At 52.2% G+C, this 22341-nt stretch carries 23 protein-coding genes; 12 read left to right on the plus strand and 11 right to left on the minus strand.

The features are described 5' to 3' along the window. Positions 1-8 precede the first annotated feature (8 nt). The gene (locus DXV75_RS06725) at positions 9-1160 is read right to left on the minus strand and encodes a murein hydrolase activator EnvC family protein (protein ID WP_115592628.1); all 1152 of its coding nucleotides are present in this window, start codon (positions 1158-1160) and stop codon (positions 9-11) included. A gap of 191 nt (positions 1161-1351) precedes the next feature. On the opposite strand from DXV75_RS06725, the gene DXV75_RS06735 reads away from it, so the two are divergent. From DXV75_RS06735 to gpsA, 4 genes are read left to right on the plus strand one after another with little or no spacing between them, the layout of a single operon-like run. After that, a complete protein-coding gene (locus tag DXV75_RS06735) occupies positions 1352-1777 on the plus strand; it encodes a rhodanese-like domain-containing protein (RefSeq protein ID WP_115592630.1) in 426 nt (141 codons plus the stop codon). 9 nt (positions 1778-1786) lie between these two features. Beyond that, positions 1787-2044: a glutaredoxin 3 gene (grxC, locus tag DXV75_RS06740; protein WP_115592631.1), complete on the plus strand. Its 258-nt coding sequence runs from the start codon at positions 1787-1789 to the stop codon at positions 2042-2044. 41 nt (positions 2045-2085) lie between these two features. Continuing rightward, positions 2086-2598: a protein-export chaperone SecB gene (gene secB, locus DXV75_RS06745; RefSeq protein ID WP_115592632.1), complete on the plus strand. Its 513-nt coding sequence runs from the start codon at positions 2086-2088 to the stop codon at positions 2596-2598. Positions 2599-2609: 11 nt separating this feature from the next. Beyond that, on the plus strand, positions 2610-3611 hold the full coding sequence (gpsA, locus tag DXV75_RS06750; RefSeq protein WP_115592633.1) for an NAD(P)H-dependent glycerol-3-phosphate dehydrogenase: 1002 nt from the start codon (positions 2610-2612) through the stop codon (positions 3609-3611). An 18-nt stretch (positions 3612-3629) separates the two neighbouring features. On the opposite strand, the gene DXV75_RS06755 is transcribed toward gpsA, so the two are convergent. The 6 genes from DXV75_RS06755 to DXV75_RS06780 form a co-directional block, all read right to left on the minus strand. After that, positions 3630-3884, minus strand: a complete 255-nt coding sequence (locus tag DXV75_RS06755) for a hypothetical protein (protein ID WP_115592634.1) — start codon at positions 3882-3884, stop codon at positions 3630-3632. A 492-nt stretch (positions 3885-4376) separates the two neighbouring features. Beyond that, positions 4377-4841: a tRNA (uridine(34)/cytosine(34)/5-carboxymethylaminomethyluridine(34)-2'-O)-methyltransferase TrmL gene (trmL, locus tag DXV75_RS06760; RefSeq protein WP_115592635.1), complete on the minus strand. Its 465-nt coding sequence runs from the start codon at positions 4839-4841 to the stop codon at positions 4377-4379. A 75-nt stretch (positions 4842-4916) separates the two neighbouring features. Beyond that, entirely contained in the window at positions 4917-5138 is a 222-nt protein-coding gene (locus DXV75_RS06765; protein WP_115592636.1) for a hypothetical protein, read from the minus strand. Between the two features lie 160 nt (positions 5139-5298). Then, entirely contained in the window at positions 5299-6267 is a 969-nt protein-coding gene (locus DXV75_RS06770) for an alpha/beta fold hydrolase (RefSeq protein WP_115592637.1), read from the minus strand. Further along, positions 6252-7634, minus strand: coding sequence for an ATP-binding protein (locus DXV75_RS06775; RefSeq protein WP_115592638.1), 1383 nt, complete (start codon positions 7632-7634; stop codon positions 6252-6254). The genes DXV75_RS06770 and DXV75_RS06775 overlap by 16 nt, the downstream gene beginning before the upstream one ends. Further along, positions 7631-8356 carry a response regulator gene (locus DXV75_RS06780; protein ID WP_245953140.1) on the minus strand — a complete coding sequence of 242 codons (726 nt, stop codon included), beginning with the start codon at positions 8354-8356 and terminating at the stop codon, positions 7631-7633. The genes DXV75_RS06775 and DXV75_RS06780 overlap by 4 nt, the downstream gene beginning before the upstream one ends. Before the next feature lie 192 nt (positions 8357-8548). Here DXV75_RS06780 and DXV75_RS06785 point away from each other — a divergent pair, with 192 nt between their 5' ends. After that, on the plus strand, positions 8549-9325 hold the full coding sequence (locus DXV75_RS06785) for a Spy/CpxP family protein refolding chaperone (RefSeq protein WP_115592640.1): 777 nt from the start codon (positions 8549-8551) through the stop codon (positions 9323-9325). Positions 9326-9407: 82 nt separating this feature from the next. Here the strand turns inward: DXV75_RS06785 and DXV75_RS06790 are convergent, their stop codons facing one another. Further along, positions 9408-9824 carry a methylglyoxal synthase gene (locus DXV75_RS06790; RefSeq protein ID WP_115592808.1) on the minus strand — a complete coding sequence of 139 codons (417 nt, stop codon included), beginning with the start codon at positions 9822-9824 and terminating at the stop codon, positions 9408-9410. A 548-nt stretch (positions 9825-10372) separates the two neighbouring features. Here DXV75_RS06790 and argC point away from each other — a divergent pair. The 7 genes from argC (at position 10373) to DXV75_RS06825 (ending at position 17976) form a co-directional block, all read left to right on the plus strand. Next, a complete protein-coding gene (argC, locus tag DXV75_RS06795; protein WP_115592641.1) occupies positions 10373-11389 on the plus strand; it encodes an N-acetyl-gamma-glutamyl-phosphate reductase in 1017 nt (338 codons plus the stop codon). Beyond that, the gene (argB, locus tag DXV75_RS06800; protein ID WP_115592809.1) at positions 11389-12177 is read left to right on the plus strand and encodes an acetylglutamate kinase; all 789 of its coding nucleotides are present in this window, start codon (positions 11389-11391) and stop codon (positions 12175-12177) included. Before argC ends, argB begins: the two co-directional genes overlap by 1 nt. Beyond that, the gene (locus DXV75_RS06805; RefSeq protein WP_115592642.1) at positions 12174-13085 is read left to right on the plus strand and encodes an ornithine carbamoyltransferase; all 912 of its coding nucleotides are present in this window, start codon (positions 12174-12176) and stop codon (positions 13083-13085) included. Before argB ends, DXV75_RS06805 begins: the two co-directional genes overlap by 4 nt. Positions 13086-13099: 14 nt before the next feature. After that, the gene (locus tag DXV75_RS06810; RefSeq protein ID WP_115592643.1) at positions 13100-14308 is read left to right on the plus strand and encodes an argininosuccinate synthase; all 1209 of its coding nucleotides are present in this window, start codon (positions 13100-13102) and stop codon (positions 14306-14308) included. A 9-nt stretch (positions 14309-14317) separates the two neighbouring features. Then, complete coding sequence (gene argH, locus DXV75_RS06815; protein ID WP_115592644.1) at positions 14318-15700, plus strand: argininosuccinate lyase; 1383 nt, start codon at positions 14318-14320, stop codon at positions 15698-15700. Positions 15701-15707: 7 nt separating this feature from the next. After that, positions 15708-17021: an amino-acid N-acetyltransferase gene (argA, locus tag DXV75_RS06820; protein ID WP_115592645.1), complete on the plus strand. Its 1314-nt coding sequence runs from the start codon at positions 15708-15710 to the stop codon at positions 17019-17021. A gap of 64 nt (positions 17022-17085) precedes the next feature. Then, complete coding sequence (locus DXV75_RS06825; protein WP_115592646.1) at positions 17086-17976, plus strand: alpha/beta hydrolase family protein; 891 nt, start codon at positions 17086-17088, stop codon at positions 17974-17976. Here the strand turns inward: DXV75_RS06825 and yghU are convergent. The 3 genes from yghU to DXV75_RS06840 all read right to left on the minus strand — a co-directional run bounded on the left by yghU (position 17957) and on the right by DXV75_RS06840 (position 22340). Further along, complete coding sequence (yghU, locus tag DXV75_RS06830) at positions 17957-18814, minus strand: glutathione-dependent disulfide-bond oxidoreductase (RefSeq protein WP_115592647.1); 858 nt, start codon at positions 18812-18814, stop codon at positions 17957-17959. The genes DXV75_RS06825 and yghU overlap by 20 nt on opposite strands. Positions 18815-18971: 157 nt before the next feature. Beyond that, a complete protein-coding gene (locus DXV75_RS06835) occupies positions 18972-19952 on the minus strand; it encodes a DUF4382 domain-containing protein (protein ID WP_245953141.1) in 981 nt (326 codons plus the stop codon). Between the two features lie 696 nt (positions 19953-20648). Continuing rightward, complete coding sequence (locus DXV75_RS06840; protein ID WP_115592649.1) at positions 20649-22340, minus strand: NAD-dependent malic enzyme; 1692 nt, start codon at positions 22338-22340, stop codon at positions 20649-20651. Position 22341: the final 1 nt, after the last annotated feature.

Here is a 22341-nt window from a genome sequence, read left to right on the forward strand (position 1 = left end):
CCCTCAGGCTACTTCGCCAGCCAGGTAGTAGGGTCAAGCGCCTTGCCTTTATGGCGTATTTCAAAATACAGATTCGGATAGCTCTGGCCACCACTCTGGCCCACCAGGGCTATGGTGTCACCTTCTGCCACCAGATCACCGGCCTGTTTGAGAAGCGCCTGATTGTGGCCGTAGACTGTCATATAGCCGTCACCGTGATCGATAATGGTTACAAGGCCAAAGCCCTTGAGCCAGTCTGCGTAAAGGATCCTTCCATGGGAAATGGATTTCACTGAACTGCCTTCAGCCCCTTCAATGATGATCCCCTTCCAGCGCACCTGCCCCTGTCTGCGATTTCCGAACAGATCACGCAACCGGCCACTGGCCGGTGGCTTAAGCTTACCTTTAAGTTTGGACAACCCGGACAATTCGGTTTTGGCTCGCTCGGCCTGCCGACGTGCGGTTTCTATGGCTTCCATCAGTGCCCGTTCACTGGCCTGCAACTGGGCCACCTGCTCGGCGTCGGAAGCAATTTGCTTGTTCAGTTTTGCCAGGGTTTGCTTGCGATCACTTTGACGGGTCAGCAACACCGCCTGCTGTTCCTTTTGCTTAGTCAGCAGCGCGGCCAATTCAGCGGCTTTCTGCTCCAGACGTGCATTCACCGTTTCCAGTTCTTCCACATTGCTGCGAAACCGGCTGATTTCCTGCTGCCTTGCTTTACTGAGGTACTGGTAGTAAGTGAGTACTCGCTCAAATGTGGTGGCTTCATCCTGATAAAACAGCATTTTGGCATAATCATAATGCCCGGCCATAAAGGCACTGCGCAGCTGGCTGGCGAGTAATGATTGCTGTTGAACAATAGCCGTTTTCAGCTCCGACTGCTGTTTCCGCAGCACCGTTTGTTCCTTACGGTTTTCTGCCAGCTGGGATTCGGTTTTGTTAAGCTGGCTGGCAACGCGGCCAATTTCAACTTCCGATTTTTTCAGAATATCCTGAAGTTGCTCGGCGTCGGCTTTATTTTCCGCCAGTTCCTGTTGCCTGGCCTTGAGCTCAGCCTGCAGTTCTGCCAGCCGGGACTGCTGATCATCCTGGGCAGATGCCGGAGCCAGCCACAGACCGCAAATCAAAAACAGCACACTGATGTGTGTTGTAAGAGGTTGGCGGTACTGCTTGATGATCATGACAATTTTAGTCTGGTGAAGAATCCAGACGACATTTCAACAGTTTTTTATCCTGCCAGCAAGTCAGCCACCCACACCAGTCAGCAATTCCTGACTGGCAGCGAAATCAACGCCAGACTGGTTTCTGTGCGTTTTTTCTATATACTTTGCAGTCATTTTTAATATTGGTCTGCATATAAAGGTTAGTGGTAATGGATCAGCTTATCGAGTTTGCAAGTAATCACGTATTTCTTGCCGGTATCTGGGTAGCATTGGTGGTGATGCTGGTATTCAGCTTCATCAGCGGATGGACATCTCCGGTGAAGGAGGTGAGTACCCACGAAATGACACAACTCATCAATAAAAAGGATGCCGTTGTACTGGATACCCGACCTGCAAAAGATTTTAAAACCGGGCACATTCTGGGCGCCCGTCAGCTTGGGGCGGAAGAATTGCGTACCCGGGACTTCAAGAAGCTTGAAAAATTCAAAGCCCAACCCATTATTGTGGTATGTGCAATGGGCAACAGTGCCCGTGCAGTAGCCGCTTCACTGGCCAAGGCCGGATTCAGCGAAGTAACCATCCTCAAAGGCGGCATGAATGCCTGGCAAAGCGCTGGGTTGCCGGTTGCGAAGTAGGGCCAGACCTTGAGCAAAGTTGAAATGTACACCAAAGGGCACTGCCCTTACTGCCATCATGCCAAGGCGCTACTGGCACAAAAAGGCGTAGCAATTGAAGAGTATGCAATTGATGTAAACCCCTCACTACGCAATGAAATGATCGAGCGAGCCAATGGCGGCTGGACCGTCCCGCAGATTTTTATCAACAATCAGCACATTGGTGGTTGTGACGATCTGGTTTCGCTGGAACGACAAAATAAACTGGACAACCTGCTTAACGCGTAATGGGTTAGGCGTCAGGCTCCAAAAAACGATTAGGACGTATCATGGCTGAAGAAAATCAAGCTAACATCGACGGCGAAGCCGGACAACAGGCGCAGGGCGCACAATTCAATATCCAGCGCATCTATACAAAAGATATCTCTTTTGAATCACCTAACGCGCCGGCAATTTTCACCAAAGAGTGGAAACCCGATGTAAAACTGGATCTGGATACCAGCACTCATCGTATCGACGAACATACATTTGAAGTAGTGTTGTCTGTCACCGTAACTGCCAGCATCGGCGAAGAAACGGCGTTTTTGTGCGAAGTACAACAGGCAGGTATATTCCAGATTGGTGAAATGCCAGAGCCAAACAAGGCGCACATGTTGGGCTCATTCTGCCCCAACGTTCTGTTCCCGTATGCCCGTGAGGCCATTTCCAACCTGGTTAACCGTGGAACCTTCCCTCCACTGAACCTGGCTCCGGTTAACTTTGACGCGATTTTTGCTGCGTACCTGCAAAAACGTGCACAACAAGCGCAGGGCGAAGAACAGGCCCCGACGCTAAACGCCTGAACCCTGTGAGCATGAATTCGCAGGCAGTCACTGTCATTGGGGCGGGGTCGTACGGCACCGCCCTTGCTTTTTGTCTGGCCCGCAATGGCAACTCGACCATCTTGTGGGGGCGAGACCCGCAACACATGGCCGAATTGGCCGAGCAACGTGAAAACGCCCGTTATCTTCCCGGCGCAAAGTTTCCTGAAACACTGGAGGTTGAAGCAGACCTGCATAAAGCCGTTGCCGCCAGCCGTTACATCCTGGTAGTTGTTCCCAGCCACGCTTTCCATCAATTGCTCGATACCATAAAGCCTATGCTCACTGGCGAGCATCGCATTATTTGGGCAACTAAAGGGCTGGAGCCCGGCTCCGGGCGGTTACTGCGCGATGTCGCCATTGAAGTGTTGGGCGATCAGACTCCGTTGGCGGTTTTATCAGGCCCCACCTTCGCCAAAGAGATGGCCGCTGGTCTGCCAACCGCTATTTCGCTTTCCTCTACCGACGAACAGTTGGTTAATGACTTCGCTGCAAAATTGCATTGCTCCCGTTCTTTCAGGGTGTACAAAAACCCTGATTTCATTGGCGTGCAACTGGGCGGCGCGGTTAAAAATGTTATTGCCATCGGAGCAGGCCTGGCCGATGGCCTGGGCTTTGGCGCCAACGCCCGTACGGCACTGATCACCCGTGGCCTTGCAGAACTCACCCGTTTGGGTGTGAAAGTGGGTGCACAGGCGGAAACCTTTATGGGTATGGCCGGATTGGGCGACCTGGTGTTGACTTGCACCGACAACCAGTCCCGAAACCGTCGGTTTGGTTTAGCATTGGGACAGGGAAAAAGCGTCGAACAGGCAATGCAGGAAATCGGGCAGGTGGTTGAAGGCTACCGAAATACCGAAGAAGTGCATGTTCTGGCCAAACGTTATGAGGTCGAGATGCCCATCTGTGAGCAGATTTACCAGGTGCTTTATCAGGGTAAATCCCCCCGCGATGCAGCCATGGCACTGTTAAGCAGAGACCTGAAAAGCGAATAGGCTTATTTGCCCCCTGTCTCAGAGCAAAGATTCATTCTGCGTTACCGGGCGGCCCCCTGCCGCCCGATATACATCCACCGCCGCGCGTATTGCATCCCGATTGCTGCACCCGGACACCCTGACGGACACAAACGGTAAATTTGCCGACTTACTCTGGCGGAGCAGAAGTTGCGCCCGCAGGATTCGCAACCTGCTATCCTCAGGAGAATAATTCTGCCCCTCCAGTTCCTGCATCAGCAGGTTCAATTCGGGGGATTCGAACTCACGCCACAAGGCCTAATCAATTCGAACAGACGCTCAGGCCTCTCTTTTCAGCTCCACAGATTCCTGCGATCCCAGCCGCTCTGCATCTGATATGGCGTATAGCTGCATCCGCCAAGGAACATCCATACAACGGCCATACTCAACAGATAGTTTACATTCAACTCTCTGCCAGCGCTTCTATCGGATTTAATCGGGCGGTATTATGTGCCAGGACGTAGGCGTTATCTGTCGTACAATCGAATGGTAGCGCCTGCGGGCATTTCCCAGAGTAGAGAAAAACACCGGCATTGCGCTCAGCCCGAATTTGGGCCAGCTCAAGTTGGGCACGAATTGAGAGTGAATGCCTAAGTTAACTGACCGCAATGCGGCCGCCACCTGTTTTTACACTTTTTTTACGTTTGATGGGGTACCAAAATCGCGTCAGAACACAAGTTTAAATCGTGGTTCTGGAAAGAAAACTACCTCCAATTGCTTTCAATTTGTGGATGGCAACCGATGAGTTCAGCAAGCGCCCGGGTAACCGAGCTGTCGCCAGCTTTCGTAAACAAATACGCTGACTGCATTGGATAGATTCATGCTCCGGCTATTTGGCAACATGGGAATTCGTACTCTCTGCTCGGGCGGAAGTGACTGGATATAGTCGTCCGGCAATCCACGACTTTCCGGCCCAAAGATCAGGGCATCGCCGGGTGCAAATGTTACATCGCTGTGAAAAGATTTCCCCTTGGTTGTGCAGGCAAACTGCCTTTTTGGTGCACAGGCTTGCAGGTATGCCTGCAGGCTGGGGTGGCGCGTAACATGGGCAAACTCGTGGTAATCCAACCCGGCGCGACGCACCCGCTTGTCATCCCACTCAAACCCGAGAGGCTCTATCAGATGCAGGGCGTAGCCACTGTTGGCACACAGCCGAATGATGTTGCCGGTATTGGGTGGAATTTCCGGTTGGTACAGCACGATATCCAGCATAATGTTTATAGCCTGAAACTAAATCGGCGCAAAGCATAGGCGGATTCAGCCGCTAACTCAAGCCCGGCTTCCGGGCTAACGTGCTTTTACAATGCGGGTTGCGGGCTTAAACTCCAGCGTTGAGTCGTTGGAAGAGTGGATTGCTCTTCCGCTCAATGCCAGAGGTGCCCAAAAGGTTGCAGGGTAATGCGAGGGCAACTGCTCCCCACCATGCAAAGAAGGGCCATATACCGCTGACAGGGTTTGAGAATCACAACTACTGAGTGGCATAGTTGCCAGAACTGCCTGATTTTTCATTCGAACTTCCTTTCGAGCTATTCGGTTGCACTTACCAGTACGACAAATCCATTTGCCTGGTGACGAAAATGCGCAGCTCAACTGCGTTATTTACATCTCAAAGATTGTACTGCAGTTCTTGTACCGCTTTTTACATTAGCAGAAAGATGGGAAGTTGTGGTTAGTCTTCAGCGATAAAATCCATCGCCAGCGTCAATGCCTCGTTGCGGTGTGAGTCAGTTTCAATGAACAGTTCGTGTCGGGCATGTTCAACAACATGGAAGCGGCCATCCGGAAACAGGTCGGCCACGCGTTTCTGGCGGCGATTGTCCACCACCGAGTCAGACCCGGCGCTCAGCACCAGCGCAGGTATTGCCAGGAGGTGTGCGTTACTTTCAACTTCAGCCATTCCCCGGTGTGCAGCATGCAACCATTCGCTGGTGACTCCCCCCAGCTGAATTTCCGGTTTCGCCGCATAGAGTTCACGAAATATCCGATAGCGAACTGCACTGTGAGTCAGTTTGTTCAACCCAAAGGGGGCAGGCGCATATGGTTTCTGGCCAAAAAAATACCCTGCAGACTGGCGACGGACCCGGTTTACCAGCAGCCAATAGCCTATTACACCGCTCGCCATCCAGCCCGGCATTGCAGGCCTGATACCAAACATTGGTGCACTCACTACAATACGCCGGAAAAGATCCGGTTCTCTGAGTGCAGCCAGAACGCCTATTGCTCCACCCATGGAATGACACAGCAGGTGCAGCGGGAGCCTTGTCCTCACTCTTACCTGTTGGTGAACAAAACTGATTAAGTCATCCACATAGTCGTTAAAATTTGCGACATATCCATGATGATGATCGCTGGTCATCCGCTCAGACAGCCCCTGGCCACGGTGATCACAAATAAACACTCCCAGACCATTACTGAATAAATCAAACACCAACTCTTTATATTTCAGCAGGGATTCAATTCGCCCTGAACTGATCACCACCACTCGCTCACAGCCCTTTGGTAGGCTCCAGGCATAATTGAGCCTTACGCCGTGCTTGCCCAGCCAGTGTCCACTGTGAACCTGAGATTGCCAGAACGGTTCTATGCTCTGCCGATACGTCTCTTCCAGTTGCTGCTCTGAGGTCAGGTTCCAGACCATTTTGTACTTCCGTCCAGAGGAAAACTTAAGGTAACTGCCAGCCCTCCGTTTGCAGCGGGCCTGGCCTGAATGGTGCCATGATGCAATTCCACTGCGGTTTTTGCAATTGCCAGCCCCAGCCCTACTCCGCCGGATTTACGATCCCGGGCCAGGGATGCCCGATAGAAGGGATCAAAAATGGCCGAACACTCCTCCTCTGAAAGCCCTGGGCCGTCATCCACTATGGTAATTTTCCAGTGGCTGGCATCCGCGGTAATCTCTGCATCCACATTAAGCTCAGAATAATGAATGGCGTTTCGGATCACATTTTCCACCGCACTGCACAACAACTCGGGATTGCCCACCACTTTGCAATCAGGGATGAGTGAGATCACAAAATGCCGCTGGCAGATGGTTGCTTCAAAGTGCGCGTCTGCCAACAGGCCGTCGAGCAAATCCGGCAGCATTATTGTCTGCATCTGCGGCGCATCAGCTTCCGCCCTTGCGAGTTGCAGTAACTGATTGATCATGCTTTCCATTCTGTCCGCTTCCCGCTCAATGCGGTCAAGTGCTCCAGGCTCAACCTGCTGTTGATGAGCCAGACCCACGGCCATTTGCAGGCGTGCCAGCGGTGATCGAAGTTCATGGGAAATATCAGCCAGCAATCGCTTCTGGGCAGTCCACAAACGTTCCAGTTGTTGCGCCATACCATTGAAGTCTCTGGCCAGCTGGCCGAGTTCATCCTGGCGTTCCAACCCGGTTTGTATGCGTGCGCGCAAATTTCCTTTTGCCAGTTCCTGGCTGGTTTTCTGCAACTGCAGAATGGGCTTGGCCAGCGACTTGGCAAACCAATAAGACAATACAATGGTGATCGCCACCGCCAGCAGAATCAGCCAAGGCAGGGTTCTCGGATACGCAGGCCGGTCGGTCATGGTTGCGGTGAAAAGCGCATACTGTTTGCCCTGGTATTCAAACTGCAAAGGGCCAGTCAGTTTCATGGGGCCACGTATCAGCGAAATGGGAGTGGGTTGGCCGGCCATTTTGATGAGGTCATCCATTTCCCGGTGAAGTGGTGGGCGCCCCTCTGTTCTGACCACAACTCTCGCTCCCAATTCTACTGCCAGTAAACGGTGCCTGAGGCTCCGTCCTGAACGGACCAGCGCCTGTCGGATACTCCTGCCACTTTGCTCATGCTGAAGGATCCGCTGGCGCCCCTGCTCAAGCAGTACAACATCCTGGGCTTGAGGCGTACCAAAATCCACGTCTTCCACCAGCATTCTGCCTAACCACAAAGCCAGCATTGCAGTGACCAGAAAGGTCATCCAAAACCATAAAAATACCCGTCCCACCAGCCGGCGGGTGGGGTTCAATCGATTTAAATAGATCATACTGCTCTTATCAGCATATAGCCTGAACCGCGGATGGTTCGGATGGTATCGGTTTTACAAACGGCCGACAGCTTTTTGCGAATATTACTTACGTGCATATCAATACCCCGGTCGAATGCCATCAGCTTTCGACCCATCACTTTTTGGCTGATATCCTGTTTGGTCACCAGTTGCCCGGCGTTAAGCATCAGCAACTGGAGAATCGAAAACTCGGTACCGGTCAGAATTACCGGTGTCTTATCAACCTCTACCGTCTGCCGGCTGGCACTCAGACAGATTCCGCCTACCACCAGATCCTGCTGTGACCGGCCACTCGTGCTAAGCTCCAGGCGGCGGAAGATGGCTTTGATTCGAGCCAGCAATTCCCGGTGGTTGAACGGTTTGGGCAAATAGTCGTCGGCACCCAGTTCCAGCCCCAGAATGCGATCATAATCGTCTCCGCGGGCGGTTAGCATCAGTACCGGCGTGTAATGACTGACACGAAGCTTTTTAAGTACATCAAAGCCGTCCATTTTCGGCATCATGACATCCAGCAGGATCAGATCTATGTGGTCAGAAGCGGTGGCCATTGCCAACCCACTCTCGCCGTCGTTCGCAACTGAAATGTTGTAGCCAGCCCCCTCTAAATAGGTTTTCAGCATATCTGTCAGTTCGATGTCATCATCAATCAGCAGCAGCGTGTGTTCGCCTGCTAAAGAGAAGGAATCCGGGCTTGTCATCATAATTATCCTTCGTTATTCATGTTTGCCGCCGCTAAAATCGCTTCCGTAGCGGAGCCATTGGGGTAAATCTACTGTTTGTGAGGTCATCACACAAATCAGGCACACCAATCTTTACGCAAGCTTTACATTTTGCTTGCCCAACTTTGCATTTCACCGGCCTAAACTGTCAGTGTTCAAAACAGGAGACTCACCATGTTAAAACGTACCCTAATTGCTGTAACACTTTCTGCTCTGTTCACTGTCGGTGTGCAAGCCAAACCGCAGGCCCCTCATGACGGCCCAAAAGTCCAGATGTTGCAACAGCTCAGAAAACTGGATTTAACCCAGGCGCAAAAAGAAGATGTACGCCTTCTGATGAAAGATTTTCGTCAGGAAGCCAAAGCACGGAAGGCTGACAAGCCCCATGGCGGCAAAATGCATCCAGCACCATCGCCTGATAGACTGGTTGCCACTGAGGTAGACGCCCAGGCGATGGCAGACAAACTAGCAGCGGGAATGGAAAAACGCCGTCCGATGCGACTCAGAGTCGCTCAACTGGAAAATCAGCTCTACAATCTTTTGACTCCGGAGCAACAAAGTGCGCTTTCAGAGATGCGCAGAGAACATCATCGCGACATCGCTAAAAAAGACAAGAAAAAGGATCGCGATCCACTCAGCCGCTTTGAACTGACCGAAGAACAGAATGCTCAGATGACTGCGCTGAAAGAACAGCGTAAAGAACTGAAAAAGCGGGCAATGGTCTCAGAGAAAGGCTTTCGCAAGCAGGAGAAAAGCCTGATCAAACAGCCACAGCTGGACGAAGCCCAATGGCTAGCACTGGTTAAGCAGCACGAACAACAGATGGTAGAAAACTTTGTTGCCATGGCTCAGCTTAGAGCCTCAATGATGGCTGTGCTGACCGAGGCTCAGCGTCAGGAACTGGCTGATGATTTGGAAACCTTTGGCCCACAGCGCAAGCACCGTGGATAACTGCAGCCTGTCTTACCAGGTTTAACGAAAAGTTCCGACACCCCTTCAGGGCAGAGCAATCATGATCTGCCCTTCTTTGTTTTTAACGATCGTAGCTTGGCTTTACCGGCTGATAGTCATCCGACAAAAACAGCGGGGACGTCACCACCATATCCGCCGTAGCAGCGGTACAGGCAACCGGCACATTCCATACCGAACACAACCGCAATAACGCTTTCACATCGGGATCGTGTGGCGCTGGATTGAGCGGATCCCAAAAGAAAAACAGAGCATCCAGTTCGCCATTGGCAATCAGGGCACCAATCTGCTGATCGCCGCCCAACGGGCCGCTTTTGAAACGGGTCACGGTCAGGCCGGTATTGTCAGCAATCAGGCCGCCTGTGGTTCCGGTGGCAACGATGGAACATTTACGCATCACATCAATATGCTTGTTCACCCATTGCAGCAACTCTGGCTTTTTATGATCGTGAGCAACCAGTGCAATCCTGTACTTCTTCATAATAATGTCCTGTTTTGGCTCACCCGGCAGTAATTTCAAATGATATGCAGTTTTATGCGAGCAGCAAGTGATCAGTAAAAATTGTCGCTGGAAATAATTAAGGCAATAGTACTGTTTGTCAATAAGATGTCACAAAAACGCGCTATTACTGTGGTTCAAGTGCACACATCCAACAAAAATATTTATACATTTTTATTGCATAAAAATTCATTATCAGTAAGATAGGCCCCGGTTTAATAAACTCTTGTACGGCCCCGCTTCCGGAATCACAAAAGCGGTCAACAAGAGAGCAGGATAGGATTAACACATGAATTTACCAACCAGCAGGCATTATCAGCGGGTTGACCCAGTAAAACAGTTTAGCTCTCCCCTGGCTGGCTACACACTGCACTTTTCGCGACGACCATTGGTTCGCGCGTCGTTGCATTTACGGTAGCGCACTTTTTACCTTTGTACTGCTGTACGGTTAAAGGAATTCCTTACCGGGAACAAAGGTAAAAAGTGGTTTTTTCCTTTATCTCTTCGATTTTTTTGAACTCATTTTAACTATGAAAAAAGTATCGGTTATTGGTGCCAGTGGTTACACAGGCGCACAGTTAGTAAGCCTGATTCATCAGCATCCGGACATGGAGCTGGTGCATACTTTTGTTTCTGAAAACAGTCAGGACGCCGGAAAATCCATGGCCCAGCTGCACGGTTCACTGGCTCATTTGCACCAATACAAGGTACAGCCAATCAATGAGTTGGTTCTCAAGGAACTGAGCCAGACAATGGATCTTGTCTTTCTTGCGACCCCTCACGAGGCAAGCCACGACTGGATGCCCGTCCTTAGCAGCGGCAATGCCAGGGTACTGGATTTATCCGGTGCTTTCCGCATAAAGGAACGTGACGTATTTGCAAACCATTACGGGTTTGAACACACCGCCGCAGCTTGCCTGGACCAAGCAGTGTATGGACTGGCCGAATGGTACAGCGAAGCGATCGCCGCTGCGCATATCATAGCCGTGCCGGGCTGCTACCCAACGGCCTCTCTCAGTGCATTAAAGCCATTGGCGGATGCCTCATTGCTGGATACCAGTGTTCGCCCTGTAATTAATGCCGTTTCCGGCGTCAGCGGTGCCGGGCGCAAAGCCAGCCTGACTACCAGCTTCTATGAAGTCAGCCTGCAGGCCTATGGGGTATTGGGCCATCGCCATACGCCGGAAATTGAAGCCTATCTTGGCACTCCGGTAGTATTTACCCCTCACCTGGGCAATTTCAAACGTGGCATTCTGGCTACCATCACGGTGAAAACCGCCGCCGGTACGCAACAAAGTGATTTGAACGCAGCGTTCCGCCAGGCCTATGGGAACAGCCCGATTGTGCGCCTGCGCGAATCCTTCCCTAAGGTGGACGATGTGGCTCACACTCCATTTGTCGACCTGTTCTGGAAACTCGATGAACAATCCGGCTATGCCGTGATAGCGTCGGCTATCGACAACGTAATGAAAGGCGCAGCCTCTCAGGCGGTACAATGTGCCAATCTCCTATGCGGCCTGCCCTCTGAAAAAGGGTTGATTTTATGATGACCTTGTCGCCAATTGTCATCAAAGTGGGCGGTGCGCTGATGGAAGATGCTGCTGCCACTGCATTGCTGAGCGAAATAAAAGCCGTTTCAGCCAACCGCCCGGTAGTTTTGGTACACGGCGGTGGCCCGCTGGTGGAATCGCTGATGGCAGCGTTGCAGCTGGAGAGTAAAAAAATAGACGGCCTCAGAGTGACCCCGGATGAACACATGCCTTACATCTGCGGAGCTTTGGCCGGCAGTGCAAACAAAGCCCTGTGTGGCCTGGCGGTCAGTTGTCAGTTAACTCCGGTTGGCCTGTCTCTGCTGGACGGCAATCTGGTGAAATGCGAGGCCATTGATCCAATTTATGGTGCGGTAGGCACTCCACAAGCCAACAACCCGGCATTACTCGAGCTGCTTATGCAACAAGGCATGCTGCCGGTCATCAGCTCTATTGGTTGCGACTCTGCCGGCCGTTTGTTGAATATTAATGCAGACCAGGCTGCAACGGTTATCGCCCAGCTGGTTAACGGCGAGTTACTGCTGCTGTCCAATGTTGAGGGTGTTCTCAACCAGGACAAACAATTGCTGGGTTCACTCACAGCCGGGCAGATTGAACAACTGGTCTGTGAGCAGGTCATCACCGACGGCATGAAAGTCAAAACTGATGCGGCCCTGCTGGCGGCATCTACACTACAACGCCCGGTTACCATTGCCAGTTGGGCGGCGCCTTTGTCAGCCATACTGAATGAGCAGACAGGAACCCGTATCCAGCCAAATACCGGGCCGTCAGGAGAAGCACAATGAAACAGGATTTGCTTACATTTGCCGACTGGTCTCCCGAAGACATGAAAGCGCTGTTGTCACTGGCAGTGACCATCAAGAATTCACCGGCTGAGTATGCCAGCGCTTTGGCGGGAAAATCAGTGGTAGCACTGTTTGAAAAACCTTCGCTGCGAACCCGCGTCAGTTTCGATATCGGTATAAACAAACTGGGTGGGCATATGGTCTACCTCGACAGTCAGGCCGGTAAACTGGCCGGGCGCGAAGACGCGGTAGACGTTGCCGCCAATCTGGCCTGCTGGGCTGATGCCATTGTTGCCCGGGTCTTTTCCCATGAAACCCTGGTGCAATTTTCCCAGGCGGCCAGCGTACCGGTTATTAACGCTTTGTGTGACAAGTACCACCCATGTCAGGCACTGGCCGATTATCTGACGCTGTATGAGCGTTTTGGCAAGGTGGAAGGCCTGACGCTTGCCTATGTAGGCGATGGCAACAATGTCACCCATTCCCTACTGATTGTCGGTGCACTGCTGGGCTGTAACCAGGTTGTGGTTACCCCCGCCGGCCACGAGGCCGATGGTGACATTATCGCCAAAGCGCAAAGTATTGCCGCTCAAACCGGCGCAACCATTGTGGTCAGCCAAAGCATGAAAGACGCCAAAGGTGCCGACGTGATCTACACCGACACCTGGCTTTCGATGGGCGATGACACCCCATTGGCCGCCATCAAGGATACCTTTGCGCCTTATCAGGTTAACGAATCCCTGATGGCTGAAACAGGGGCATCGTATGTGATGCATTGCCAGCCTGCGCACAGAGATCTTGAAATTACCGGCTCACTGATCGACAGTGATGCTTCTTTGCTGATGCAACAGGCAGAGAACCGTATGCACGGTCAGAATGCTATTCTTACTCATCTGTTAAGTTCCTGAGAGGACAGAGTTTTATGCAAAAAATAAATAAAGTCGTGCTGGCGTATTCCGGCGGCCTCGACACTTCAGCCATCATTCCCTGGCTGAAAGAGAATTACGATTGTGAAGTGGTGGCCTTTGCCGCCGATGTCGGTCAGGGTGACGAAGAACTGCACGGACTCAAGGAAAAAGCCCTCGCCTCCGGCGCCAGTGAATGTTACATCGTCGATCTGAAAGAAGAATTTGTCTCTGAATACATCTTTCCCACCATCACCACCGGTGCCATTTACGAAGGTGAATACCTGCTTGGCACTTCAATGGCGCGCCCGGTTATCGCCAAAGCGCAGGTGGCCATTGCGCGCAAAGTGGGTGCCGATGCCCTGTGCCACGGTTGTACCGGAAAGGGCAATGACCAGGTGCGCTTTGAAAGCACCTTTGCCGCGTTGGCGCCGGAGTTGACCGTTATCGCGCCCTGGCGGGAATGGGACATGGTTTCGCGGGAAGATTTGCTGGCCTATCTGGCCGAGCGCAACATTCCTACTACTGCCTCGGCAACCAAAATCTACAGCCGTGACGCCAATGCCTGGCACATCTCCCACGAGGGCGGTGAGCTGGAAGACCCATGGCAGGAGCCGACCAAACAGGTGTGGACTCTCACGGTTGACCCGGAAGATGCCCCAAACACACCAGAACGTGTGATGCTGACGTTCAACGAAGGCAAACTCACCCACGTGGATGGTGAAGCCCTATCGCCTTATCAGGCGCTGGTTAAGCTGAATGAGAAGGCAGCCGCACATGGTGTAGGCCGCATCGACATCGTTGAGAACCGTCTGGTGGGCATGAAATCCAGAGGCTGTTACGAAACCCCCGGCGGTACAGTGCTGGTTAAGGCCTACAAAGCACTGGAAACCATGGTCCTCGACAAGGCTGCGCTCAAGCACCGCGAGCAACTGGGGCTGGAATTTTCTCACGTTATGTACGATGGCCGCTGGTTTACCGCGCTTAATGATGCGCTGCTGGCAGGTGCGGCTTCGTTCGCTAAAAAAGTCACCGGCGATATCGTGGTGAAGCTGTACAAAGGGCAGGCCACGGTAACCCAGCGCCGTTCCCCCAACAGCCTGTACTCGGAAGACTTCGCCACCTTTGGTGCCGACGATGTTTACGATCAAAAACACGCAGAAGGCTTTATTCGCCTGTTCAGCTTATCCAGCCGCATTGAAGCGCTGAAGAAACAAAGTCTGTAGGAGTCAGTTATGGCATTGTGGGGCGGCCGGTTTTCGGCAGACAGCAGCAGTATGTTCCGGCAGGTGAATGATTCCCTGCCGTTCGACCGGGTTATGGCTACGCAGGACATGCAGGGTTCCATTGTGTGGTCCAGAGCGTTAAACAAGGCTGGAGTGCTCACCGACGCAGAACAGTCGCAGCTTGAGTCAGCATTGAACGAGTTGATTGCGAAGGCGGAAGCGGGCAAGCTGGATTTTGACGCCAGCCCGGAAGAAGACATCCACAGTTTTGTGGAAGCCGCGCTGATTGAACAACTCGGTGATGTAGGCCGTAAACTGCATACCGGCCGCAGCCGCAACGATCAGGTGGCCACCGACTTCCGTCTGTGGGTACGGGAACACATCGACTCGCTGAAACAGGACGTGATCGGCGTGATCCGCTCATTACTGAACACGGCCAGCCGCCACCAGCAGGCCATTATTCCCGGTTACACCCATTTGCAGCGTGCCCAACCCATTCACTTTGCCCACTGGTGCCTGGCCTATGTGGAAATGTTCAAGCGCGACCTGTCACGCCTGGACGACCTGCGCAAGCGCCTCAACCAGTGCCCGCTGGGCTCAGGCGCGCTGGCCGGTACCACCTACCCGGTAGACAGGGAAGCCATTGCCGAACAGCTGGGTTTCAGCTCACCCTGCCTGAACAGCCTGGATGCGGTTTCCGATCGCGACTTCGTGCTCGAACTGCTGTTTACAGCCAGTACCAGTATGATGCACCTGTCCCGTTTGGCTGAAGACATGATCTTCTACAATTCCGGTGAAGCGGGCTTTCTGCAGCTGGGCGATTCAGTGACCTCAGGTTCATCACTGATGCCGCAAAAGAAAAATCCCGACGCCCTGGAACTGATGCGGGGCAAATGTGGCCGGGTGTTCGGCGCCCTTCAAGGGCTGCTGGTGACCATGAAAGGTCTGCCACTGGCCTACAACAAAGACATGCAGGAAGACAAAGAAGGCGCCATAGATACGGTAAACCAGTGGCATTGCTGTTTGTGCATTGCCAGTGAAGTGCTGGATTCTCTGTCTCTTAATGAAACACGTTGCCGCGAAGCCGCCACCCAGGGCTTTGCCAATGCAACTGAACTGGCCGACTATCTGGTAGGCAAAGGGATCCCGTTTCGAACTGCTCATGACATTGCCGGTAAGGTTGTGCTGGTGGCCATTGACCAGGGCTGTGCCATTGAAGAGCTGGCGCTGGATACACTCAAGAGCATTTGCGATCAGATTGACGATGACGTGTATACCGTGCTGCAACTGGAATACGGCGTAAACCAGCGTAACATTCTAGGCGGCACCAGTGCACAAACTGTCACACAGGCCCTGTATCAGGAGCTTGAAGAACTGGATAAACTGGGATAACGCCACTATGGTGCTTGCACATCACGACGGCATTAAGCTGTTTCGCAGCTCACTGCCCTACATTAATGCACACCGGGGAAAAACCTTCGTGCTGATGTTTGGCGGCGAAGCTATCGAGCACGATAACTTTCCCAACATCATCCACGACATCGCGTTGCTCAACAGCCTGGGCGCGCGGGTGGTGATTGTGCATGGAGCCCGCCCGCAAATCGACCAGCGGGTGGCTCTGCGCGGCATTGAAGGGCGCTTCTGCGACAGTGTGCGCATTACCGATAAGCTCACGCTCGAATGCGTAAAAGACGCTGCAGGTTCGGTACGCTCACAGATCGAGGCCCTGCTGACCATGGGCCTGCCCAACTCCCCCATGCACGGTGCGCAAATCCGGGTTTGCTCCGGCAATCTGGTGGTAGCCAAACCCATGGGCGTACGAAATGGGGTGGATTTTGAGAATACCGGCCTGGTGCGCCGCATCGACACCACGGGCATAAACGACCATCTTAATGACGGTTCCATCGTACTGTTGTCGCCTATGGGCTACTCGTCTACCGGCGAGGTATTCAACCTTTCCCATGAAGACGTCGCCACACAGGCTGCCATTGCATTGAAGGCCGACAAACTGATCGTATTCTCCAACTACGACGGCATTTTCAACCGCGAAGGTAAATTATTGCGCACGGTTGAACGCCCACAACTGGAGCAACTGATTTTTAACGGTGAGATTGAAACCGAATCTACCGTACTCAGGGCCCTGACCACCAGCGTTGCTGCGGGCGTGCCGCGTGCACACTGCATCAGTTATGAGAAAGACGGGGCCTTGCTGCAGGAACTGTTTACCCGCGACGGTACCGGCTCACTGGTTATGGAACACCATTATGAACAGTTGCGCGGTGCTACCATCGAGGATGTGGGCGGGATTCTTAATCTGATAAAGCCGCTGGAAGAAAGCGGTGTACTGGTGAAGCGCTCCCGGGAACGGCTCGAAAATGAAATCAATCAGTTTATCGTGATTGTGCGCGATGGCATGATCATCGCTTGTGCGGCCCTGTATCTCTACCCCGATGATGGCTGCGCTGAACTGGCCTGCGTAGCAACACACCCTGACTACCGGGGCAAAAACCGCGGCGAGCGGATCCTCGACGAAGTGAAAAAACGCGCGCTGGCTGCCAGCATTGAACGCCTGTTCGTGCTCACCACCGTTACCGCACACTGGTTTCTGGAACAGGGCTTTCAGCCGGCCGACATTTCCGCACTGCCGTCGGCCAAGCAGGAACTGTACAACTACCAGCGCAACTCCAAAGTATTTACGCTGCCAATCGTCTGACGCTTGCGACGACACCCAAATTAAGGTTAACTGGTTCGATCAGAGCAGTTAACCTTAGTTCAAAATGTGTACTAACCTCACTATTCACTGTGCCGACCAAACTTTACTGGCAGCCACGCTATACGCTGCAAAGCATGCCCCTGCCGGAGGTGTGCTAATTGGCCCTGCTACTGGTGTAAAGCGTCAGTTCTATCACCACTTTGCCCGCTACCTTAGTAGTCAGGGGTTTACTGTTCTGACCTACGACAACCGAGGAATTGGCGACTCTCTGCACGGCTCCGTTTCCGACTGCATGGCGGATTTGGTGCAATGGGGCAGTCTTGACATGCCGGCAGCCTTATCGGCGCTCAGGCAACACGTTGCCGATGCGCCGTTGTACCTTTTAGGCCACAGTGCAGGAGGCCAACTGGCCGGGCTAATGCCGAACGTTCAGCAATTCAATGCCATATTCAACTTTGGCAGTTCATCCGGCCAGTTGGACAATATGGCGATGCCCTACCGACTCAAAGCGCATTTCTTTATGAACCTGTTCATTCCTCTGAGTAACCTGCTGGTGGGGCATACCCATGCCCAATGGCTGAACATGGGTGAGCCTCTACCGAAGCGTGTTGCGAGTCAGTGGAGGCGCTGGTGCAATGGTCAGGGGTACGCAGTAACAGGCTTCGGTAAAGAGATCGCTCAGCACTGGTATGAAGATGTTCGCGCCCCGATTCACTGGGTGCTCGCCAGCGACGACGATATTGCCAATTATACCAATGTGCATAACATGGCTTCGGTGTTTCGTCATGCTGACAATAGCTTTGAAGTGCTGCACCCGGAAGCCAATAACCTGCGGGAAATCGGCCATATGAAGTTTTTCTCCCGCAGATGTAGCGCATTGTGGCCGATGGTCAGCGAATTTTTCCGGCGGCACGCTTCAGTCAGTAGAGAATCACTCACCCAACATAGGCTTTAAGCGCATCATCGATGTCTGCAGCACTGTGACGCTCTTCCAGCTTTGGCCCGTCGCCACTGGTTTTATTCACGATGATGCCCCGCTTTACTGCCGGGCGCGCGGCAATTTCGGTCGCCCAGCGAAGAACATGCCCGTATTCCTGAACCTGTAAAAATTGCGCCGCATCGTAAAGCTTGCCCAACACCATACCTCCATACCAGGTCCAGGTGGCAATATCAGCAATGCTGTACTCATCACCCGCCAGATAACTGCGGGCTGACAGGTGCTTATCGAGCACATCCAACTGGCGCTTGGTCTCCATGGCATAACGGTTAATCGGATATTCCATTTTGTATGGCGCATAACTGTAAAAATGTCCGAATCCACCGCCCAGAAATGGCGCAGAACCCACCTGCCAAAATAGCCAGGACAGACATTCCGCCCTGTGCGCTGGCGCCTGGGGTATCAGTGCACCGAACTTTTCCGCCAGATACAGCAGTATCGAGCCGGATTCAAACACCCTTTGTGCGGGCGCAACACTGTGATCCATCAGAGCTGGTATTTTTGAGTTGGGGTTTACATCAACAAACCCGGAAGAGAACTGGTCCCCCTCGCCGATGCGGATCAGGTGCGCATCATACTGTGCACCTTCGAAACCCATTGCCAGTAACTCTTCGAGCATAATGGCTGCTTTCTGCCCGTTCGGGGTGGCCAGTGAGTATAGCTGAATGGGGTGCTTGCCTATAGGAAGCGCATGCTCATGTGTTGGCCCTGCGACCGGCCGGTTAGTTTTCGACCAGCGGCTGCCGTCCTGTTGCCATTGCCAGATTTTGGGTGGTGTGTATTCTTCTTGCGGCACGGGAAGACCCTTTGTATGGATGAACCTGATGGGTACTTGTACCCCGTCAGACAGCCTTTGGGTCAGTTAATTGAGAGAATCAAATAAAAAAGCAAGCGACTGATACGCTTGCTTTGGAAATAAAAGGCGGACAATCCGTTGCCCGCAAACTGTGAAATCAGTTGGTTACTGCTGTCATAGCTATCGAAGTTGTCTCTTTGGCAACCACGGTTACCGTCTGTACTGCCGCTACTGAGACGTTTTCGTCTTCGTCAGTTTCTGGCTGATCGAACTCTGCCAGGCAGTTGAATGCTACCGTGTAGTCACCCTGGGGAACAAAACCTACATTGAACTCATAAGCCATAGTCGTTTCGTTCAAATTCACCGTAGCAATGGTAAACGGACGCGCTTCAGTGTCATCCACACCGGCATCAGCATCATCGCCAAGGGCCTCAGTGGCAATGTCAGCGCCAGAATAAACATACACTGCGTTACCACTGTTGGCGTCGGTCTTAACGCTACATTCTTCCGCTGTGATCAGGGCTTCATCCACCGTGCCGCTCAAGGTGCCCACGTCGTCATTCAACACAAGGCGCACGCCACGAGGTTTCAGGTAAATGGCCTCCTGACCTACCGGGTCCACCATGGATTTTCTCAAATCAAATTCTACTGTATAGGCAGCATCAAACCCTGGCTGGGCCGTAAATCCGTCCAGTTTCAACTGGCCGCTGGGTACTTTCAGCGAGTAAGTCCCATCATCCATTACCACATAAGAGTCGTCAGTCACCACCAGGCGAAGCTGAGAATATTCGCCAGCCGGAATTTCTTCTTCCGTAACCAGGCCGGCAACGTTTTCACCTTGCAGGGTTAACAGGTCAATTTTACGTGGATCGCCGTTTTCGTCCGTGACATTGAAGGTAATGGGGTCACCGTTCCCAACCAGAACGACCTCATCAAAATACACATTCACTTCCTGAGCCGCGTCCACCGGCGCATCGGAAACACCCAGACTGAACACACTGGTCGTCGGCGCAGGAGAGTCGCTTCCGCCACCACAAGCAGCCAACGCCGAAACGGCGGCGACCAGAGCAGTGCGGGAGAAAATTTTAGCCAGTTTGGAGTTTTTAGCGCTGTGTTGCTTATTATTTGATATCAACAAACCACGTACCTCTTGTTGTATTGCATCATATTTAAATGCTCTTTCCCTGTTGAGAGTCAAACATTGTGCCAACAAAGAAAAAACATTAATTTTCATACAGTTAAAAAAATAACTGTGGTTTATAGCGAAAGAATGTTCAGATACATGTTGCCAACCTGCAACACTCTGAGTGAACTGCCATTAATCAACTGATTAACAGTAGATTTATTGCCCTAACCACCCTTCGACTATTTACCATAGCTTCAAAATTGCCTTCCTGAATTCAGCCTAACGGATATTGCAGATCCTGTTGTCTAACCCAACTAGGTTCAAACGCGATTAACATCAGAAAAACTGCCACCGTTTACATCTATCATATTGATTGCAAATACTTTAAAGCCGAGCCCAAACTGCACCCAGGGCACTAATACACTGTTGCAGAACTGGCGTAGCGAAGCTTAGCTCACAGAAATTGGCGATGACAGGCTCACAGGTATGCGGGTTTTTGACAAAGATATGCAAAGATATACTTAACAAACCTGAATCTGAGAGGTGATGCCAATTGTCAACACTACAAGGAAATTGTGCTGTTGAAGGGTTAGCGCTGTGTAACTTCAGGGCATAAAAAAACGTTGAACGCCATGCGACAATCAACGCTTTTTTATCTTTGTAACACCAAAAAGGCAGAGAACTGAAATTCCCTGCCTTTGCATAAGGCTAGATACTAACCCGTTTGTAAGGGCGATATTGCGGAGTCCAGAAATTGCGCTCGATGCTTTCCTCCAGCGCCTCATCAGACAATTCCAGAGCCAATTCCTGTTGCATCGCAACTTTGGCTACTGCAAACGCGATTCGCTTACTTAACGACGCAATTTCGGTCAGCGGTGGCAACAGCTCTCCTGAACCATGATTTGCCAAGGGCGAGGCATCGGCCAGTGCATTGGAAGCAGCCATCAGCATCTCATCGCTGATCAGGCTGGCTTTGGAAGCCAGAACACCTAATCCGATGCCCGGAAAAATGTAGCTGTTGTTGCATTGTGCAACCGGGTAACGCTTGCCATTATACTCAACCGGCTTGAACGGGCTCCCGGTCGCGATAATAACCTCACCTTCCGTCCATTCAATAACCTGCTCAGGGCGGGCCTCAACCTGGCGGGAGGGATTGCTGAGCGGGAAGATGATGGGAAGGTCACAATACTGTTTCATCGCCCGAATAACCTGTTCGGTAAACAACCCCGGCTGCCCCGATACCCCAATCAACACGTCTGGCTGAGCACAATTCATTACATCGAGCAATGATGGGTAATCACCACTGTAACTCCAGTCGGCAATATCTTCCGCACTCTGCTGAAGATTCTGCTGGAAGTCACGTAAGCCGTCCATGCCCTCGCACACCAGACCATAACGGTCCACCATAAATACCTGTTTGCGGGCCTGCTCATCGGAGAGGCCTTCATGGCACATCTGCTGTATCAGCATTTCGGCAATACCACACCCGGCCGAACCGGCACCGACAAACACCACCTTCATTTCAGAGAGGGTTTGCTTTTTCATCCTGCAGGCAGCCAGAATGGTGCCCAGAGTAACCGCGGCTGTGCCCTGGATGTCGTCATTAAAACAACAAATCTGTTCACGATAGCGATTCAGAATGGGCATTGCGTTTGGCTGGGCAAAGTCTTCAAATTGAATCATCACATCCGGCCAGCGCCGGGTAACAGCTTTAATGAATCGCTCTATGAATTCGTCGTATTCCTGCTGGCCAATCCGAGGGTGGCGGGCGCCCATGTACATAGGATCATCCAGCAATTTCTGGTTATTGGTACCCACATCCAGCATGACAGGCAGCGTATATGCCGGGCTTATACCGCCACATGCGGTGTACAGGGAAAGTTTCCCGATTGGGATCCCCATTCCACCAATACCCTGGTCTCCCAGCCCCAATATGCGTTCTCCGTCCGTCACAACAATGACTTTCACTTTCCGCTTGGTAGCATTGCGAACAATATCGTCCAGCTGATCACGCTCTTCCCAGGACAAAAACAGCCCGCGGGAACTGCGGTAAATGTCGCTGAACTGCTCGCAGGCATCGCCGACTGTTGGGGTATAGATGATGGGCATCATCTCGTCGATATGCGATTGAATCAGACGGTAGTAAAGGGTTTCGTTGTTATCCTGAATCGCGCGCAGGTATATGTGCTTGTTTATCGTTTCTTCAAAACTGCTGTACTGCATGTAAGCGCGCTCGACTTGCTCTTCGATGGTTTCATATCGGGGAGGCAGCAAACCTGTCAGGTTAAACTCCGCGCGTTCACGGGCAGTAAATGCACTGCCTTTGTTAAGCAGTGGTGTTTCCAGTAGTGAGGGTCCAGAGTGTGGAATATAAAGATATCTATTAGATTCTTCTGGCATG

Origin of the sequence: Alteromonas aestuariivivens (genome assembly GCF_003367475.1) — a bacterium.
Classification (GTDB): domain Bacteria; phylum Pseudomonadota; class Gammaproteobacteria; order Enterobacterales; family Alteromonadaceae; genus Alteromonas; species Alteromonas aestuariivivens.

Bases quoted from the DNA above. Each gene is read 5' to 3' on its own strand.
- DXV75_RS06725 (WP_115592628.1), bottom strand. From the start codon at position 1,160: ATGATCATCAAGCAGTACCGCCAACCTCTTACAACACACATCAGTGTG.
- DXV75_RS06735 (WP_115592630.1), top strand. From the start codon at position 1,352: ATGGATCAGCTTATCGAGTTTGCAAGTAATCACGTATTTCTTGCCGGT.
- secB (WP_115592632.1), top strand. From the start codon at position 2,086: ATGGCTGAAGAAAATCAAGCTAACATCGACGGCGAAGCCGGACAACAG.
- gpsA (WP_115592633.1), top strand. From the start codon at position 2,610: ATGAATTCGCAGGCAGTCACTGTCATTGGGGCGGGGTCGTACGGCACC.
- trmL (WP_115592635.1), bottom strand. From the start codon at position 4,841: ATGCTGGATATCGTGCTGTACCAACCGGAAATTCCACCCAATACCGGC.
- DXV75_RS06765 (WP_115592636.1), bottom strand. From the start codon at position 5,138: ATGAAAAATCAGGCAGTTCTGGCAACTATGCCACTCAGTAGTTGTGAT.
- DXV75_RS06770 (WP_115592637.1), bottom strand. From the start codon at position 6,267: ATGGTCTGGAACCTGACCTCAGAGCAGCAACTGGAAGAGACGTATCGG.
- DXV75_RS06775 (WP_115592638.1), bottom strand. From the start codon at position 7,634: ATGATCTATTTAAATCGATTGAACCCCACCCGCCGGCTGGTGGGACGG.
- DXV75_RS06780 (WP_245953140.1), bottom strand. From the start codon at position 8,356: ATGATGACAAGCCCGGATTCCTTCTCTTTAGCAGGCGAACACACGCTG.
- DXV75_RS06785 (WP_115592640.1), top strand. From the start codon at position 8,549: ATGTTAAAACGTACCCTAATTGCTGTAACACTTTCTGCTCTGTTCACT.
- DXV75_RS06790 (WP_115592808.1), bottom strand. From the start codon at position 9,824: ATGAAGAAGTACAGGATTGCACTGGTTGCTCACGATCATAAAAAGCCA.
- argC (WP_115592641.1), top strand. From the start codon at position 10,373: ATGAAAAAAGTATCGGTTATTGGTGCCAGTGGTTACACAGGCGCACAG.
- argB (WP_115592809.1), top strand. From the start codon at position 11,389: ATGACCTTGTCGCCAATTGTCATCAAAGTGGGCGGTGCGCTGATGGAA.
- DXV75_RS06805 (WP_115592642.1), top strand. From the start codon at position 12,174: ATGAAACAGGATTTGCTTACATTTGCCGACTGGTCTCCCGAAGACATG.
- DXV75_RS06810 (WP_115592643.1), top strand. From the start codon at position 13,100: ATGCAAAAAATAAATAAAGTCGTGCTGGCGTATTCCGGCGGCCTCGAC.
- argH (WP_115592644.1), top strand. From the start codon at position 14,318: ATGGCATTGTGGGGCGGCCGGTTTTCGGCAGACAGCAGCAGTATGTTC.
- argA (WP_115592645.1), top strand. From the start codon at position 15,708: ATGGTGCTTGCACATCACGACGGCATTAAGCTGTTTCGCAGCTCACTG.
- DXV75_RS06825 (WP_115592646.1), top strand. From the start codon at position 17,086: ATGTGTACTAACCTCACTATTCACTGTGCCGACCAAACTTTACTGGCA.
- DXV75_RS06840 (WP_115592649.1), bottom strand. From the start codon at position 22,340: ATGCCAGAAGAATCTAATAGATATCTTTATATTCCACACTCTGGACCC.